This window comes from Aliiruegeria haliotis (genome assembly GCF_003003255.1).
GTDB lineage: Bacteria > Pseudomonadota > Alphaproteobacteria > Rhodobacterales > Rhodobacteraceae > Tropicimonas > Tropicimonas haliotis.
Window position 1 is genome coordinate 62,281 of sequence record NZ_PVTD01000002.1, and the last position, 16,943, is coordinate 79,223.

Annotated in this window: 16 protein-coding genes and 1 tRNA gene; 3 read left to right on the plus strand and 14 right to left on the minus strand. The window is 62.5% G+C overall.

Features of this window, described 5'->3' with window-relative positions; translation table 11 throughout:
* Window positions 1-73: 73 nt before the first annotated feature.
* The 3 genes from CLV78_RS05725 to betC all read right to left on the minus strand — a co-directional run bounded on the left by CLV78_RS05725 (window position 74) and on the right by betC (window position 3,761).
* Window positions 74-820 carry a maleate cis-trans isomerase family protein gene (locus CLV78_RS05725; RefSeq protein WP_106203840.1) on the minus strand — a complete coding sequence of 249 codons (747 nt, stop codon included), beginning with the start codon at window positions 818-820 and terminating at the stop codon, window positions 74-76.
* Between the two features lie 9 nt (window positions 821-829).
* Entirely contained in the window at window positions 830-1,987 is a 1,158-nt protein-coding gene (locus tag CLV78_RS05730) for a M24 family metallopeptidase (RefSeq protein ID WP_106203841.1), read from the minus strand.
* 268 nt (window positions 1,988-2,255) lie between these two features.
* Window positions 2,256-3,761, minus strand: a complete 1,506-nt coding sequence (gene betC, locus CLV78_RS05735; RefSeq protein WP_106203842.1) for a choline-sulfatase — start codon at window positions 3,759-3,761, stop codon at window positions 2,256-2,258.
* A 272-nt stretch (window positions 3,762-4,033) separates the two neighbouring features.
* Here betC and CLV78_RS05740 point away from each other — a divergent pair, with 272 nt between their 5' ends.
* Together CLV78_RS05740 and CLV78_RS23605 are read left to right on the plus strand one after the other, a co-directional pair.
* Window positions 4,034-4,429, plus strand: coding sequence for a hypothetical protein (locus CLV78_RS05740; RefSeq protein WP_106203843.1), 396 nt, complete (start codon window positions 4,034-4,036; stop codon window positions 4,427-4,429).
* Between the two features lie 474 nt (window positions 4,430-4,903).
* A complete protein-coding gene (locus tag CLV78_RS23605; RefSeq protein ID WP_146136642.1) occupies window positions 4,904-5,233 on the plus strand; it encodes a hypothetical protein in 330 nt (109 codons plus the stop codon).
* Window positions 5,234-5,748: 515 nt separating this feature from the next.
* Here CLV78_RS23605 and CLV78_RS05750 read toward each other — a convergent pair.
* The gene (locus CLV78_RS05750) at window positions 5,749-6,384 is read right to left on the minus strand and encodes an acyl-homoserine-lactone synthase (protein ID WP_106203845.1); all 636 of its coding nucleotides are present in this window, start codon (window positions 6,382-6,384) and stop codon (window positions 5,749-5,751) included.
* A gap of 96 nt (window positions 6,385-6,480) precedes the next feature.
* Window positions 6,481-7,107 (minus strand): helix-turn-helix transcriptional regulator, encoded by a 627-nt coding sequence (locus tag CLV78_RS05755; RefSeq protein ID WP_106203846.1) that lies wholly within the window; start codon window positions 7,105-7,107, stop codon window positions 6,481-6,483.
* A 112-nt stretch (window positions 7,108-7,219) separates the two neighbouring features.
* Here CLV78_RS05755 and CLV78_RS05760 point away from each other — a divergent pair, with 112 nt between their 5' ends.
* The gene (locus tag CLV78_RS05760; RefSeq protein ID WP_106203847.1) at window positions 7,220-7,711 is read left to right on the plus strand and encodes an autoinducer binding domain-containing protein; all 492 of its coding nucleotides are present in this window, start codon (window positions 7,220-7,222) and stop codon (window positions 7,709-7,711) included.
* 271 nt (window positions 7,712-7,982) lie between these two features.
* On the opposite strand, the gene CLV78_RS05765 is transcribed toward CLV78_RS05760, so the two are convergent.
* The 9 genes from CLV78_RS05765 to CLV78_RS05805 all read right to left on the minus strand — a co-directional run bounded on the left by CLV78_RS05765 (window position 7,983) and on the right by CLV78_RS05805 (window position 16,930).
* Window positions 7,983-8,058 (minus strand) — tRNA-Val (locus CLV78_RS05765).
* A 133-nt stretch (window positions 8,059-8,191) separates the two neighbouring features.
* Window positions 8,192-10,426, minus strand: a complete 2,235-nt coding sequence (locus CLV78_RS05770) for a sialate O-acetylesterase (RefSeq protein ID WP_106203848.1) — start codon at window positions 10,424-10,426, stop codon at window positions 8,192-8,194.
* Between the two features lie 545 nt (window positions 10,427-10,971).
* Window positions 10,972-11,694: a helix-turn-helix transcriptional regulator gene (locus CLV78_RS05775; protein WP_158263449.1), complete on the minus strand. Its 723-nt coding sequence runs from the start codon at window positions 11,692-11,694 to the stop codon at window positions 10,972-10,974.
* A gap of 67 nt (window positions 11,695-11,761) precedes the next feature.
* Window positions 11,762-12,322 carry a histidine phosphatase family protein gene (locus CLV78_RS05780; protein ID WP_245924850.1) on the minus strand — a complete coding sequence of 187 codons (561 nt, stop codon included), beginning with the start codon at window positions 12,320-12,322 and terminating at the stop codon, window positions 11,762-11,764.
* A gap of 159 nt (window positions 12,323-12,481) precedes the next feature.
* Window positions 12,482-13,468 carry a GGDEF domain-containing protein gene (locus CLV78_RS05785; RefSeq protein WP_106203851.1) on the minus strand — a complete coding sequence of 329 codons (987 nt, stop codon included), beginning with the start codon at window positions 13,466-13,468 and terminating at the stop codon, window positions 12,482-12,484.
* Between the two features lie 68 nt (window positions 13,469-13,536).
* Window positions 13,537-14,142 carry a heme NO-binding domain-containing protein gene (locus tag CLV78_RS05790; protein ID WP_106203852.1) on the minus strand — a complete coding sequence of 202 codons (606 nt, stop codon included), beginning with the start codon at window positions 14,140-14,142 and terminating at the stop codon, window positions 13,537-13,539.
* 81 nt (window positions 14,143-14,223) lie between these two features.
* Window positions 14,224-15,822, minus strand: coding sequence for a trimethylamine methyltransferase family protein (locus tag CLV78_RS05795; RefSeq protein WP_106203853.1), 1,599 nt, complete (start codon window positions 15,820-15,822; stop codon window positions 14,224-14,226).
* Window positions 15,823-15,930: 108 nt separating this feature from the next.
* The gene (locus CLV78_RS05800) at window positions 15,931-16,644 is read right to left on the minus strand and encodes an HAD family hydrolase (protein ID WP_245924851.1); all 714 of its coding nucleotides are present in this window, start codon (window positions 16,642-16,644) and stop codon (window positions 15,931-15,933) included.
* Between the two features lie 7 nt (window positions 16,645-16,651).
* On the minus strand, window positions 16,652-16,930 hold the full coding sequence (locus tag CLV78_RS05805) for a DUF3572 domain-containing protein (protein ID WP_106203855.1): 279 nt from the start codon (window positions 16,928-16,930) through the stop codon (window positions 16,652-16,654).
* Between the last annotated feature and the right edge of the window lie 13 nt (window positions 16,931-16,943).

Below are 16,943 nucleotides of genomic sequence, written 5' to 3' on the forward strand. Positions count from 1 at the left end.
GGGACGCCAGCCAGACAACGCGGCCCGCTCCGAACGGAGCGGGCCGCTATCACATCGCCGCGCGGCCCGGGTCTCAGGCAGACGCGAACAACCGCCCGGCCGTCGGGAACGACCCCTTGAGCCCGGACAGTTTCAGCATATGCCAGCCAAGCGCCAGGTTGCTGGACAGCACGGGCATGCCGATCCGCGCCTCGATCTCCGGGATCACGGCAAGACAACGAAGGTTGGTGCAGGCGATCACCAGCCCGTCGCAGGACGCCTGCGACGCAACCTGCTCCGCCGCAGCCACGATTGACGGCTCAGTGATGCGGCCGACGATCCGGTCATCGGCCTCCTCGAACGAGCCGAAACCGGCGATCGCGAACCCCGCCTCTTCCAGTTTCGCACGCATCCGAACAGACACGTCGGGCACATAGGGTGTCACGAAGCCCAACCGCCGCAGCCCGAGCTGCCGCCCTGCCGCGATCAGCGCGGCGAGAGGATCCGTTACCTGCGCCCCGGGGAAGACAGATCGAATGGCCAAAGCCACCCGATCCGAACCGATCACCGTGGCAGCCGATGTGCAGGCGTAGCCGATCACAGCGAAGTCGGGCGCGCCGGGCAGGAGCCGGGCCGCATCCGGCAGCGCGGCTTCCATGCGCGCAAGCGTGTCGGTGGCAATCTCCGCGACCATGGGAATGCGGCTGTGATAGAGCGCCACCCCGTCCAGCGCCATCATGCGCGCAAACTCGGGCTCCACGGTTTCATCCGCCTGAAGGACGATCAGCCCCAATGTCGCGCGGGCACCAATCCCGGCATCGGTTTCGAATTGCAGTTTCATTTCGCCTCCTCAGATCACCGGCAACTCCGGCGCAGCGCGCTCGGTCAACAGCTCCGCCCCGCCCGCGCGAACGACGATGTTCTCTTCGTGAACCATGACATGCCCCGCACCATGGACAAGCGACGGCTCAAGGGTCAGCACCATGTTCTCCTGCAGCACCGTCTCGTCAAAACCGGCAATTGAGGGCCATTCCGTCAACTGCATCCCCAGCCCGTGGCCAAACCGCCCGACGGTACTGCCCTGCGGGCCAAGCTCCGCCTGCATGACCTCCTGCAATTCCCGGCAGGGGACGCCAGGGCGGACGGCAGCGATCGCCGCCTCCGTCGCGCGCCAGAGCGCGGCATAGGCACGACGCGCGGCGGCATCGGGAGTGCCAACGGCGTAGTTCCGGTTGAAATCGCAGAAATATCCGTCCCAGGTCGCGCCGGTGTCGAGCATCAGGATATCGCCCTTTCGCAAGGGTTTCCGGGTGGGCGGAGAGATCACGTCGCCATAGCCGCCCTGCCCGGCCCCACCGACAAGGTAGGGCACATCGTCGGCCCCCTGCGCCAGCGCCTCCTGCCGAAACTCCCGGAACAACGCCTCCAGCGGCTGGCCATCCCGGGCCAGTGCGGGAACGCGGGCAAAGGCGCGGGACCCGATGGCGCAGATATGGGCGATCTTCGCAATCTCGGTGTCGGACTTCACCATCCGCAATGACCGAAGAATTCCGGTGGCATCGACGATGTCGAGACCGGACAGACGGGCAAGCAGGGTTTCAAAGTCCCCAAGCGGCATGCGCAGATGGGTCTCCGGCCCCTTCGGAAGACCGACCCGCGCACCTTGCGCGGCCAGCGGGGCAAGGATGTCGGTCAACAGGCCAAGCCCGTCGTCCTGCGGTCGCGGAGCGGGCCATGTCCGGATGTCCTCGATCCAGCATCGCCGCATCAGCGGGGCGCCGATCTCCGGGATGATCGCAATGGGTTTGCCTTCTGCGGGCAGAAACAGGAACCACGGCCGTGTCGGACTCTGCCAGAACAGCGTGTGAAAACCACTGAAATAGCGCACCTCCGCTTCGGTCGTCAGCAACAGCCCGGACAGCTCCTGCGCAGCCATCAGCGCCTGAGCCCGCGCGGTGCGCGCGGCGTATTCAGCCACCGGGAACCCCTGCTCCGGAGCGTCAGACATGTGCCTTGCTCCCCGTTGCCCCTGCACGATACGCCACCGTTTGCGCGCGGAGCTGCCCTTCACTGTCACCTGTCACGTCAGCCCCTCCTCTGCATGTCCTTGCGGCCATCCTCGCAGGTCTCGGCGTACCGTGCGATTGCCATGCCCCTCGGCCACGCAAAACCTGCGCGACCGCTTGGGGATGCCGCGCGCGAAGCGGTGGCCGCCGCCGCCTGCCCCGGCACCTGGCTGGCGACGACGTCGGAAGCCCCGGCGTGGGCATGCGCGGTCAGTCTCCGCGCGGGTAGCGCGCACGGTGCTCGACCTCGTTGAGGTCCATGTGGTTGCGCATGAAACGTTCGCTGGCCCGTTGCAACGGCTGGTAATCCCAAGGAAAATACGCACCGTTCCGCAGCGCCTCGTAGACGACCCAGCGACGCGCCTGGCTCTTGCGGACAGCGGCATCGAACCGCTCAAGGTCCCAGCGGGCGTCGGCCTCGGACCGGAAACGCGCCAGCACCTCCGCGTGAGCCGGCGCGGCCACGAGATTGGTCAACTCGTTGGGGTCGGCCTCAAGGTCGAAAAGCTGTTCTGGATCGAGCGCACAGCGTGTGTATTTGAACCGCCCCGCGCGCAGCGCGACCAGCGGTGCATAGGATGCCTCGGCCGCATATTCCATCGGCACCATCCCACGCTCCGCCCCCCCGATCACGGGCAAAAGGCTGCGGCCCTGTGTCCACGGAGCGATTTCCTCCATGCTGATGCCGGCGAGGTCGCACAGCGTCGGGCAGACATCGATGGTCGAGACCGGATGGTCGATCCGACCAGGCGCCAGCCCCGGGGCACTGATCATCATCGGCACCCGCGCGGACCCTTCGAAGAAGGTCATCTTGAACCAGAGCCCGCGTTCCCCCAGCATGTCCCCGTGGTCGGAGACGAACAGGATGGTCGCCTCCTGATCGGTCGCCTGCAGGATGTCGAGGAACTCTCCGATCTTCTCGTCGAGATAGGAGATATTGGCGAAATAAGCGCGACGCGACCGGCGAATGTCGTCCTCGGAGATATCGTAGCTGCGCCAGTCGTTGGCATCGAATATCCGCTGCGAATGCGGGTCGTGCTCGGCATAGGGCATTGCCGCGACCTCGGGCAACAGGTGCTCGCACTCCTCGTAGAGGTCCCAGAACCGGCGACGCGCCAGATAGGGATCATGCGGATGGGTGAAGCTGACCGTCAGGCACCACGGCCGCTCGTCGTGGCGTCGTGCCAGATCGTAGAGCTTGCGCGAGGCGCAATGGGCGACCTCGTCGTCGTATTCCATCTGGTTGGAGATTTCCGCCACCCCGGCCCCGGTCACCGACCCCATGTTGTGGTACCACCAGTCGATCCTCTCACCGGGCTTGCGGTAATCCGGCGTCCAACCGAAATCGGCCGGGTAGATATCGGTGGTCAGCCGCTCCTCGAACCCGTGCATCTGGTCGGGTCCGACAAAGTGCATCTTCCCCGAGAGCGACGTGTGATAGCCCGCCCGCCGCAGGTGGTGGGCATAGGTCGGCAGGTCCGAGGGAAACTCGGCGGCATTGTCGTACACCCCGGTGACGGACGGCAACTCCCCCGACATGAAGCTTGCCCGCCCCGGCGCGCAGAGCGGTGAGCCGGTATAACAATTGGCGAAACGCACCGAACGCTCCGCAAGGCGCCGAAGGTTAGGCGCGTGCAGCCAGTCGGCCGGGCCGTCCGGAAACAATGTCCCGTTCAATTGATCGACCATCAGGATCAGGATATTCGAGCGGGTCATTGCGGGGCCTCCGGTTCTGGGTTCGATCGGCACGCTACATCGGTCACGAGGCGCGCTCCAGCGTTCCCGAACCGCGCGTCAGGTCCGCGCTGCCAGTGTCACGATTGAATTACCGAACCGGGTCTCTGGCTTTGCCCTTTCGGGCAACTCGCGCCCTCCAACTGGCGCAGCCCCGGCAACTGTTGGCTACCGTATCCTACAGGCAGGCACCTTCCGCGATCCCGTGGTTGCTCCCATCTGTTCAAGGGAAAGCAGATGAGGAGACAGAAACAATGGACCGTATGCAGCAACTCGCAATCCTTCGCGGGCAGTACCCGTCGACGACATCGGCGGCCCAGACCCTGTTTGTCGTTGCCGGCGACCTGAAGGACAACAACGTGGTTCCGGCATGGACTGATGCGGATGGCGTCGACCTTGCCCCTCGGTTCTTCGAGGACTGCCTCGACGAGACCATCGGCTGGGCCGTCCGCGAGAGCGGCGAGACCGACCCGAAACGGTTGCTGGCCTTCCTGGAAAGGATCCTCGCGCAGTATTTCGATGCCTGTCCCGATGCCGGCATTTCGCAGGGCCGGGTCGTCAATCGTCTGTCCGAGAGGATCGACGAAGGCTGTGTGGCATTCCGCGAAGCCAAGAAAGCGCTGGACGCCGACGCCCGCAGCGCCGCCTGATAGACCCGCGGCAGAACTCGCTGCGGAGTTTCGGCCCCGCAGCAACCTACGGTGCGACCCGCGCCCACGGCAGCCCACCACCATAGAGAGTAACCCCCCGGGAGGCCGCTTGGTCGCTGGGGCTGAGCAGTTTGAGGGGCGCGCAGATCCAATCCTTCGAATCCGGTGGGCTTTGCGGGCAGTGGCGCGCTCGTTGCCATATCGGTGCCAGGGCCACAGGGATGTCCGGTACGCCAAGGAATCATCGATAGTCCCGTTGGAGGCACTTGCAAATGGGTGAGGGTGCAGCCTCGGCCACATGCGGACCCGCCCCCCGAACGAACCGTGGCAAGTGGTTGGCCAATCGAGCCCCATGCCCTTGCAGGGAAGACCCCGAGTGGCGTGCATGTCCCGACTGCGACGCCGGTAGCGCTCCATCCCTGTGGCGCCGCCACCTAAGACAAGATAAGAACAATTTGCAGACAATTGGTCTGATTGTTCGAGAATCTACCGGCACTCTGCACCTTTGAACATGGTGCGCCACGAGCCAGGATCGCCAATTATCCAATGGCGGGGGGACGGGTATGGCAGGTGCTGGAAATGGGTGACTTACTGGTGATAGGCGGAGTTTTATTGTTCTTTGTTGTTATTCTGTATCCGAATATCCCAACCTGGTTCCGGCGCCTGTCATACTTTGTGCGCAACCTTGCGCTCGATGCCGTGGACGAAGCCGCGAGGCTCTCCCGCTTCGTCAAGGCCGGTGCGCGCAGGCTGAAGCTGTCCGGCTCGACGGCCTGCACATCGGAGGAGTCCCCCGACAGGTGAATTCCATTGATTGAACAAGCCAGTTCCCAGCTTCCGCCTCTATTGGACCGGAAGTTGGTATTGTCCCTGGGAAGGCGGAGTTGAAACGTGAAGTATTCTGTTGAAGTTTTAGATGATTGCTGGTTCGCGTTTCTCGCACCGAGTGCGAATACCAACCGTCAACTGCGGTCGCCGAGGAAACGCTTTGAAACCAACCCTAAAATGGAACGCTCGCCGACAAAGCAGTTGCCTTTGAACTCGGCTTCCGACCGCTCAAACCTCGCATCGACATAATCGTTGGAGAGACTTGGGAGGTTCCTTTCCCCGAACAGACGCGTGCAATGCACGTTCACCGGGGCGCAGTTTGCGCCCTCCGGTGGGGTCTTTTTCGATAGGGATTGTGTTTTCGCCATATGCCTGCAGCCCGTTTGCAAGCCCCCGCAACGTGACGGTTGCATGGAAAGCTAGCGTTGATTAAGGCCCAATCAGGAAACAAACCATTTCCCCGGACCGGTTCCGTCCCGGTGTAGCTGCCGCTACGACACCGCGCGAAGCCGCGGCGGACGATGGTGCGCACTTGCCTGGCTGGAGGTCAGCGCCGGCATGCTCAGTAGCGCATAGCTGCGGCCATCGTTCTCACAGCGATAGACACGACCGATCTGCAGGACGTTGTGACCGAGTTTTCGCAACGCCCGCAATAGTGCAGGCGGCGACAGGGACACCAGGGTGGTGGCGCCGTTCGCAGTTGCAATCTTGGCAAGGCCATCCACGATCAGGTCAAGACAACGGGTCCGGTCCTCGGCCCCCGAGATCTTGTCGGAAATCGCCAGCCGGGTGCATTCCCAACTGACCGAAGGCTCGAAAGGTCCGTCTATCAGGTCGGCAGGAATGCCATCCAGCAGCCCCATCGATGCGTCCTTGAACATGCTCGTATGATGACCCCAGTTGGCGTCCACCGGCATCGTTCTCGCGCCTCCGACAACCTCGCCATCCTGCACGACCAGCGAGAAATGTGCCAAGGGATTGTCGTACTGGTCCATCTCGACCACATCATTATGTGGTATGTCCCAGTTCAGCGTATCCACGAAGAGTTTCTTGCGAAGCCGCAGGAACCCGTAGAACGCGTCTCCATGCTCATGCATGGATGCCATGTCGAAGCAGATGTTTTGCATCGGTCCCCACCGTTTCTCTCGGGCAGAATGACAAGGTTGGATGCGTTGTGAAACGAAATCTCCGGGCGAGCTCGGATAAACTTGGGTCAGTGGCAATTATGCCATTCTGAACAAGCCCCTACGCTCCGCAATTGTCACGGCGTGAATGGTGTTCCGGGCATCGAGCTTGGTCTTCACGCTCTTCAGGCGCTGTTTCACCGCGCTCTCGCTGATCTCCAGTTCATGGGCAATCTGCTTGGTCAGCAGCCCGTCCCGAAGCATGCGGAGAGTCTCGATCTCGGCATCGGTCAGGATCAGCGCGATCGGTTCCTGCCGGTGGAGTCGGGCAAGGTGCGCCGTGAGCGTGGCAATCTCCTCGTCGGTGAAATCGGTGTCCGACCGGGCAAAGGTGCCGAACGTGCGAATGCCCGGTTCGTTCTCGTCGACCACACAGATCGCGGCGCCAAACGTCAGCCCGTGGTTCGCGGCCAGTGCGAGGACGTTTCGAGGATCGTCCAGCCCAATCTCACTCCACCTCACGGAGCCGGTGTTCTCGTAGATCCATCGGGTCACCGGGTCGTAGAGCATCAACGCGTCCCGCGTGTAGACACAAACCCAGGCGCGCGGCAACGTATTCCATTCATATTCCGGAAACGCGAAACCAACACGGACGGCGACGTGGAATCCGGCGGGCGCCAGCATTTCCAGTACATCCTTGTCCTGTTCGATTTCGTCTCGTGCCATTTCTACTGCCAGATCGTTTGTTGTCGAACTTTCGAGACTTCTGCTAGGCTGCAATCACGCGGCCGTATAGATCCACTCACAATCTAGGCCTACCGGGAAACAAAGGCAAAAAATGGACGACATAGGTCAAGTTCGTGTCATTCTGGCGGAGATCAACGATGCGTGCAGTGCTGGCTTCGCCGTTGCGCTTCATGTCAGCTTTTCAACACCGAAATTTCTGTTTCAGACCTACCGTCCGGACTGGGCAAAGGTCTATTCCGAGAAAGGGCTGGTCATGCACGACCCCACGGTCAAGTGGGGCTTGCAAAACGAGGGAATCATCGATTGGTCGGAGCTGGAAGGTGACGATCCCGCCAATGTCATCGGCCTTGCCCGGGAACACGGCATCGAACACGGTTTCACTGCCTCGGTAAATGATGTCGGAACGCGCAGCGTCGGCAGTTTCGCAAGGACGGATACGCCGTTTTCCGAGGAGGATCTCCGCGCCATCAACGACAGCTTTGTCCGCCTTCACGGTCTCACGAATGTTGACGGAGCCGATGACAAGGCGCTCGCGGAGTTCCTTAAAAACCTGTCGGTCGAACTGACCCACGGCTGGGCCTAGGGCGCGTCAGCAGTTTTTTTTGTCGCAACGGATCGGTTCCGGCAGTCGTTGACAACAGCTGGAGCGGCCTTCGCGCCGGGAGGCTGCATCTGCCTCGTCGACTGGGCCCTCACCGGTCGATGACGGCAGAAGCTGCCGCGCCCGTCTGTCCCCGTGCATATCACGCTCGGAATCGGCCATAGCAGTCGCAACGCGCATGGCCCTCTGCGGCGCCATGCGCGTTGAACACTGCGGGCCGATATAACTCGCAAGGTTTTGATTTCATGAAAAATGGTGGGTGATGAGAGGCTCGAACTCCCGACATCTTCGGTGTAAACGAAGCGCTCTACCAACTGAGCTAATCACCCTCGCGGCGGTTCATACCGCATCATTGGCAGAGCGTGCAACCCCGTCGCGACCGCGATCACACGGGGCGACATATCCCCGTGTCAATGCTTCCCCCGGGTGCAAAGGCTCCGGCACTCTGGCCCGCCCCATATCTCAAAGCGCAACGACCGGTGAATCCGCGGCGAGGGCTTCGCGGATCCCCTGGCGCGCTGCCTGATCCGGAATGGCGCGCAAGGCCACGAGGTTGAATAGCGCGGACGCCCCGGCACCAACTCCGCTGGTCGACCTGTGAATCCGCAGAACCTGCGTTTCAAAGGCCGACTTGTTCCCATGGGGCACCATCACGGGAGCCGTGCCGTTGATCGAGAACACCAATGCCGTCGTTGTCGACAGAACCTCCAGAACAAAGGCGCCGGGGGGAGGTGTCCCGTAGGCCGTCGTTGTCCCTCGATTCGGTCCGATGACACCGGAACTCTGACAGGAAATGGCGCTGATGAACCGATCGTCGTTCCAGTCATCGTCCCCCGGCAAACCGATGGAAACCAGCCGGCTGTTGGAGGCAAGGAACTCAGGCCGCACCGCTGCGGCCAGATAGAGTTCACTGCCCGAATGCACAAACGGAAGGTCCATGCAATCGTCCACCCCGTCGCCGACGATGGCCGGGTGCCCGTCCACCAACCCAAGCGTAGGTCGCGTCTCCAAGCCCCCCGCCTGCAAGGCCTGCCCCCACTGCCCGACCGGATCGCCGATGACCGTTGATGTCGTGGCGGAAACGTCCTGCCAGATCTGCCCCGCACTCAGGCTCTCTGCCACCGACAGTGCAACACCCGACGGATCCGCCGCGAGGGCCAGATCGCGTGCCTGATCAAAGGTCACCGCCATCGGCGGGATTTCTCCGGACAAAGCGATCCCTCTCACGGCCAGGCGCGACGCGGACCGCGCGAACACCTGTCCAATCTCAGCACTCGACAGAGCGGTGTCGAAATAGACCATCTCGGCGATGTCGTAGGCACTGTCGAAGCCGGGAATCTCGTTCACGAAGTGCACATCTCCGACGGCCAGCTTCAGGCCGGCATCATTGATCGCGCGCGGCGCCGAGCCGGTTGTGACGACATTGCCCCCGTCGTGAGACTTGAAACCGACGAACTCGCCGGTGGAGGCATGCGACCAGGCGACAAAAAACCACGACCCCGGCACGTAGGGGGCGGCGTGAATATCGTTGTTGGTGATCCCGCCGGTGCTGTTGACCGTGTTGCACCGAATGTGTCCGGTGCTAGGTGGGATCACGAAGGAACAGCTACCGGGACTGCCACTTGCCCGCATTGCGCCTCCGGAAATGACACCGAGCCCACCCGTGGGCATCCGGATCGCCATACACATCGTCATGTCCTGCGGTTCTTCCAGGTCGGACAGCAGCCCGTTCTTGTGGCCCGGCGCCAGGGTCATGTAGCCATCCGAGAGAGCCGGCGGATCTCCGAACTCGTTCAGACTGTTTCCAGCCTGCCCGTCGTGGTTCGGGTTGTCGGCCCCGAACATCCAGTGTCCAATGGCCTCGGTTTCCACGTGATCGACCTCGGCGTCCACCAGTTCGCTGTTCAGGTCCGAAAGCGCCGTGTGGAACCGCCCACCGAGAAGACGCAGACTTGCCGCATCGAAATGGAGGTCGTCGCCAATGTCGGTCAGGCCATCGGAACTCGCAAATGCCACATGGGTCAAACGCGTCTGGATTTCCTTGAGGGTGTCCTGAACCGTCGCCGAATATGGGAAAGCGTCGACGGGAATAGACGGCAAAAGGCCACCACAGACGAAGGGGGTCGTGGCACTGGCCGCGGTCACATCGTTCCGCAGACTAGCAACCATCGCCGCCAGCCGATCGCCATAGGCCTCCGCAGCCTCGACGCTCTTTGAATCCGCCTCTCCCTGTTGCCAGAGAATCCCCGCCAGTCGGAATGTCGGGTTCTCGGCAAAAAGCGTGTTGGCACGCGCGACGAGATCTTCGTACAGGTCATCTCCCGAGTTCCAGTGGCCGTCGGCGAAACCGGATCCGCCTTGCGCTGCGGGCAGGAGCACCAGATCGCGGTTCGGCCTGGCGGTCGTGTAGTCGATGGCAAACTGCAAGCTGAGGCCCATGCTGCCAGCCTGCGGGCTGTGGTGGTCGAGCGGTGGCGTCGCCGCAACAAGGGTGCCGGCGCGCGTATACTGCATGACCCCTGTCGGATAGAGTTGCCCCCCATCGAAATCCGCTCGCCCAGCCATGTTGGACTGACCTGCCAGCAGGAACACTTCGGTAATCCTTGAGGTTCCGCCTGGCCCATTCCCGCGACCACCGGGGATGGGCGCCGACATGGAGGTCGAGAATGGTCTCACAAGGGAACGGGTGGTGCTCATGGGAATCTCCTGAATTCGGACGCATTCCACGAGAGGCGGATTTCAGCAGCGCTAATCCCGCGCACGAACCGTTAACCGGTTGTTTGCAAATCGGAGCCGTACCCGCGACCGTGTCCGTTTTCTCGGGCCGGCCTGAAAGGTCGAACTTCCGACCGGCCTCAATCCGCCCGCCTTCCAGCAAGCCACTGTTGTCATTAAAATAAAAAGAGGGCGACAGGCCATCCCCATGAGCCTGCCGCCCTCGCGCCACCCGCAGGTGCTGCACGTGAGTGGTGCATAGTTCGCTCCTTCGAGAAGGAACGCCCCTTCGGCCGAAACGAGAAAAGGCCACCGGGGTGTTCGGGCTGACGCGTCACCTGGAATTGGACCGGTATCCGACATCGTGTTCGGCTGGGCCCGTCGCAGCTCTGCGGCGTGCTCGTCAAACCCGTGTACCGGCCACATCAGGTGGCGTCCTGCCTTCGATGAAAGGGATATAGTGGGTTCGAACCACTCGGATCAGTCCCGAACCTGCGTGACACCGGTTCGGGGGCGTCGGATTTCGCCTAGGCGGCGGGTTGCAATACCCCGACGCCAAGCCCTTTGACTGCGGCTGTGGTGCGATCGTTCACGCCGAGTTTTCGGAAAATACGTCGCACATGCGTATCGACCGTATGGATCGATATCCCCAGAATATCGGCAATGACCGAGTTCGACTTGCCCTTTGCAATCCACGCAAGAACCTCCTTCTCGCGGTCGGTCATGCCGTGGCTGTCCACTTGTCCGCGCTCCGACATCTTGCAGTAGGTCAGATGTGCCAACTGCGCACCGAGCTGAATCACACGCGCGTCCCGTTGGCTGGTTGCCGGGCGGGCGCCGCCATAGGCCAGTTGAAACAGGCCATTGCGCGAGGTCGGACCGAACACCGGAATGGCTAGGCCGTCACCGAGGTTCTTCTGGAGGACGTCGTCAATAAACGCCGTTTCCTCCTCCAGAAGGTCCGACATGCGCGCGACATCAGACCAGAACATGGGCTCAGTGGAGCGTGAGACGATGTCCGGGATCGGGTTAAGCAGATACAGCCGCTCGTTCAGAATCCGTTCGAGGAAGGCTTGCGGGATGCCATCGGTCGCCATCACCGGCACTTCGTTGGGGTCAGGGAGGCCCACGAAGTACCGATATCCGACCATCCTGACGCCAAAGCCATGAAAGAACTCCAGCGAGAGCGCCCAGAGCATGTCAGTGTCCTGAACCCTCTGGGCCCGGGTAATAAACTCACGCAACTCCATGCAGCTCACCGCTCCGGCAAATCGTGACGACTGGAGAGTAGCATGAAAGCAGCGGGGCACCAGAGATCTATGTGCGCTCCAGCCGGGTTTGCTGGCCATCTGCGACGCGATAGACCGCGCCCTGTCCGTCCCTGTAGCATGCCATTTCTTCGAGGTCGGCGCCGAGCAACTGCCCCCGGAGAAGGAGCGCCGTCACACCGTGGGTGACAATCACTGCCGACGCGGGACAGTCGGACAAAAAGGAGCGGACACGAGCCTGAGCGGCCTCCAGACGTTCTCCGCCGGGCGCGAAGAACTTCCACAGAAACGGGTGCGGGTCCGTCAGCGCGTCGGGCCATCCCTCTTCGATCTCGTCCATCGTGAGCCCCTGCCATTGACCCATGGCAACCTCGCACAAGCGCCCGTCTTCCCGGATGGGGGCACCGGGCAGAGCGATCCGCGCGGTCTCGATCGCGCGCGGCTGTGGACTACAGAAGACCGGAAGCTCACTCCCGCCGTTGGCCCGCAGGACGTCTCCCTGGCATTGCGCCTGGCCGCGCCCGCGCTCGGTGAGCGGCGAATCCTGGCTCCCCTGCATCCGGCCCTGCACGTTCCAGCGTGTCTCACCGTGGCGGAGGATATAGAGCATGGAGCCATCCATCTTCGATACACCGGCCCCGTCCAAACACACGCGTTGCACGCGGGAGGCGCCGGGGCCGAGCAGGACAATGGACCAAGCGGCGGCCGGTGACAAACCGCAATGTCGATCTACGAGTCCCGGCCGGCACAGTACTCGCCATCCCCTACGTCATTCCTTTACTATCGAGAAAACCGTACACCTCCCGCGGCCTGCAGCCTTGGAGCGATAGAGCGCAACGTCGGCGTCTTTCAGCATCGTGTCGGCCGAGACCGCGCCAGGTCGGATGAGGCTGGTGGTGATGCCGACACTGGCGGAGATACAGCACAGATCGTCGTGGTACGGCACCGGCTGCTCAATCCGGGCAATCAGACGCTTGGCCAGTTTCGTGAGCACTTCCGCATCTGTCAGCCTTTTGAAAATAATAACGAACTCGTCTCCGCCTAGCCGGGCAACGGTGTCGGTATCTCTGGTTTCCACGGCGAGAGCCTGCGCCGCGACCTGCAAAACCTCGTCACCGGCGGCATGACCATAGGTGTCATTCACCTGTTTGAAGAAGTCGAGGTCCACATGCATCATCCCAAACGGCACACAATCGTCGATCAGGCGTTTCAACACGTGATCCAGGGCGCGACGGTTCTTCAAACCAGTCAGCGTATCCGTAAAAGCCTGCTCCTCCGCCGCCACCTTGGCGCCCTGCAGGCGAAGGTTCAGCTTGCGGGATTCGTGCAAGGCAGCGGACTTGGCCTCCACAAGGTAGAGCATCTCGACCGCGAGATCCGTGGACGCGAAATCACCGGCTGTCAGATCGTGGTTGCGAACGGCATCAATCACGGAGAATCCGAAGGACAGGTTGAGCAACCCTCCAGCCTCGCAGGGCAACGGCACGATGAGCCCCTTGAAACTCTCCTTCGACCCCTCCCGAAAGGAAAGGGACACGCGCCCACCATCGCTTGCCAGCAAATCCCCGACGGTGCAGCAGTCACGGGGCCTCCGAATATCGAACAGATCGAACAGAGCCGCCCCCTGCAGGCCGATGTCCGGGCGAAGCTTGCGCAGCGTCGGGCCGGTTCGCAGGATGCGTCCGTCCTGCGAGACAGCCAGGTGCATGGGCATCATCAGGTCGAGTGAGTCCAGCCGGATCGAGAGGCCCGCCATGCAGCCGTGCTTGCCACATGTCTCCTTCCAACAGGGCAGCCTTTCCAAATGGGGCACAGCCGGCTTGTTCAACGCCCATCCCTCCCCGAGGCACCCGAGGGGTTGGCAAGGCTGAACGCCCTGCCCTCGCTGAAGTCGGAGTCGAATATCCGGATCAGTATGATCGACCGGTCTGCTCCGCTTTCCTCCAGATCCATCAACACGAGGGCACCGTAGTCGTCCGCAAGGGCACGCAATACCCCCAGCAGAACACAAGCAAATCCTGGATGTCCGGTGACGCTCAGCGTCAGGATTCCGTCCTCCCCGTCGGCAACTTCCAGTTGCGGGATCTCGAGGTCCGGAACGGCAAGCCGCGCACGATCGGGCAGATCGTCCAGAGAGTTGAGGAGTTCCGAAAAGGTGTCGCCGCCGAACCGGAGAAGCCGTCGAACCGCCTCGGCTTCCCGGTTGCTGATCAGGTAGGTTCCCACATCTTCCAGTACCATCGCCTCAGGCTTGTGGAGCCGCTCGGAAATGGTCGCGATCATTCGCTCCGTCAGTTCGTCATCATAGCTGAAAAGGGCTTCGAATCCCTCCGGCTCGATCCCTATCGCGGCTGCGACCTCTCCCCAGAGGTCGAGACCATAGGTATCTCGAACGAAACATTGAATGGAACGGTTCACCAGTCCGTGCATGGCCCACACCTCTTCTGATCAATGAGGCTAGTTCGCGTGGTTTAACAAAAGACGAAGCCGGGGCGAGAAATCTTTGCGGGGTCAGAAGTCGGTTGGCGCGCCGCCCTCGGACTTGCGACGGGCAACGAAATCAGAGAGTTGCTCTGCGATCGCAACGTCCATGGCGGGTGGCTCGAACTCGTTCACGATCTTCTTCCAAATCTCGTGCGCACGCGCGGCAGTCCAGGTGCCGCCCGCAAGGTCCCACGCCTCGTAGTTGCGCAAATCCGACAGAAACGGCTGGTAGAAGGCCGTGGTATAGCGCTCCTGCGTGTGCGGCGTTCCGAAGAAATGGCCGTTTGGCCCAACCGCTGCGACCGCCTCCACGGCGACATCCTCGGGGCCGGTGGCGACGATCCCGGGCTCAAAATAGCGCTGGATCTGCTGGATGATCTCGCAATCCATGACGAATTTCGCGGGGCTCGCAATCAGCCCCCCCTCCAGCCAACCGGCAGCGTGATAGACGATGTTGGTGCCCGATTGCACCGCCGACCAGAGCGCATTGGACGTTTCCCAGGTTGCCTGTCCATCCGGCACATTTGCCGCGCAGGACCCGCTGGCACGCATCGGCAGACCGTAGAAGCGCGCCATCTGTCCCGTCATCTGTGTCGCGCGCATGTATTCGGGAGTGCCAAATGCCGGTGCGCCGGATTTCATGTCGACGTTGGAGGTGAACGTCCCGATGACGCAGGGACACCCGGGCCGCACCCATTGGAACAGGGCGATTGCGGACAGCGCCTCCGCGATGGATTGTGCGACGGCCCCCGCCATCGTCACGGGCGCCATCGCCCCTGCAAGGGTGAAGGGCGTCACGAAGACCGCCTGCCCCCTGCGGATCAGCCGCAGGCAGCCATCGATCATGGGAATGTCGTGTTTGAGCGGCGATGTGGAGTTTATGTTGGTGTACATCCGGGGCGTGGCCTGAAAGGCCTCCTCCGACAATCCGCCTGCAATCTTAACCATCTCCACGACATCCTCGACGCGCTCGGGCCCAAGGGAATAGGCGTGCACCACCTTGTCGGTCAGCATCAACTTGTCATGAAGCACGTCGAGATGACGGACGGAGGCGTGAATGTCCACCGGCTCGACCGGATAGCCACCGGCAAAGTGGATACAGTTGAAGTATTGGGTGAGCTTGAGCAGATCGCGGCACTGGCTACGGGTGCCGGGGACTTTTCCGGTCTCCGCATCCCAGTAGTTGGGAGGGGAAGAGACATTGCCGAACAGGATCGTGCGCCCGCCCACGGTGAGCGTCCGATCCGGGTTGCGGGGAGTGAGCGTGAAACTGGAGGGAGCCTTGCCCACCATCTCCATGACCCAGTCGCGCCCCATGCGGACATTGGTGCCCGAGACCGTGCACCCCGCGTCCCGGAAAAGCGCCAGCGCCTCGTCGTTGAGGAACTCGATTCCCACCTCTTCCAGAATGCGCATTGCGCCGGCATGGATCGCCTGTACGCCGCCCTCGTCGAGCGGCTCGGTCGGACGGTCGGTGTTCTCTGGCAGGCGCCACGGCATCTGCTCGATCACGCCCGTCGCCACCCGCCGGGCATTACCCGCTCGCCCGCCGCTGCGCCCACGCCGTCGTGGCTGGCCTTCCCTGGACGGGACGCCGGAAGTGTTCGCAGGGGTCTCGGCAGTCATCACGGTCCTCCATCGAGCCCTCGAATCATGACGATGCCCCGGCAGAGCGAGCCTGCCGAAACCGACTGTCCGTGTCGCAAATGGCTCAGGCCGGGACGCCTCGCGCGGTCAGACCACGCCGAGCCATGCCGGAAGGTGACCGATATCGGGCAACACGACCTCGGCATGGGACGACAGGTCTGCTTCGCTCGCGGTGCCTGTCAGAACGGCAACGGGGACCATTCCGGCCGCGGCACCGGCGAGCAGGTCATGGGTACTGTCCCCGATCATGGCCACCTCGCCCGGCGCCACGCCAATGGCATCGGCAAAGGCCAGGCATTGCCCGGGGTCGGGTTTTGCCCCATGTCCCGAATCTGCCCCGATGATCAACTCGAAAACGCTTTCGACCCCCAGCCCGGCAAGCTGGGCGCGGGCTGGATCCTCCGAATCGTTGGTTGCCACGCCAAGCAGGAACCCAGCCTCCTTCAGTTGCGACAAAAGCGGTGCGAGCGGTGCGGCCTCAACCGGGGCCAATCCCCGGGACCGCTCGATCATCGTGAAGAGGATTTCGTCCTGCGACAGGTGCGGCAATCCGGGGTGCAGCGCGGCGGCGGCTTCGTCGGCGGTGCCAGCAATGGCAACGCTGTCCGGGTAAAAACGCCGGGCAGCGCGGTCCAACCGGATCAGCGCAGACGCGGCATCGGCCAGATCGGCGTCATTCCCCGCAAGCTCCAGAACGAGATCCGCGGCCCAGCCGCCCCAGCTCGCCTGGAAATCGAACAGCGTGCCGTCCTTGTCGAACAGCAGGCCGCGCAGACCTTTTCTGGTGGCTATCCCGGTCACGAAAACGTCAGGTCCAGTTGCGAACCAAGCCGCCGGGCAACGCCTGACGCGCCTCGAGCGGTGCTTCGAGGGGCACGCCGGTGCTTTCGCTGAATGCGGCGATCCAAGCGTCATCCATGATCAGGAAATCGAGAACGGAGGCAAGGAATTCAGGATCTTGCGCCCGGTTCTTCACATCGTCCAGCGAAGCGCCGGTGGCGCCGAGAAAGACCGGAAGCATGTCGTCGCTCCCAGCCAGCCAGGCCAGTGCCGTCAGGGCGAGTGTCTCGGCGCTTTCTTGCTTCATTCAGGCCTCCCCG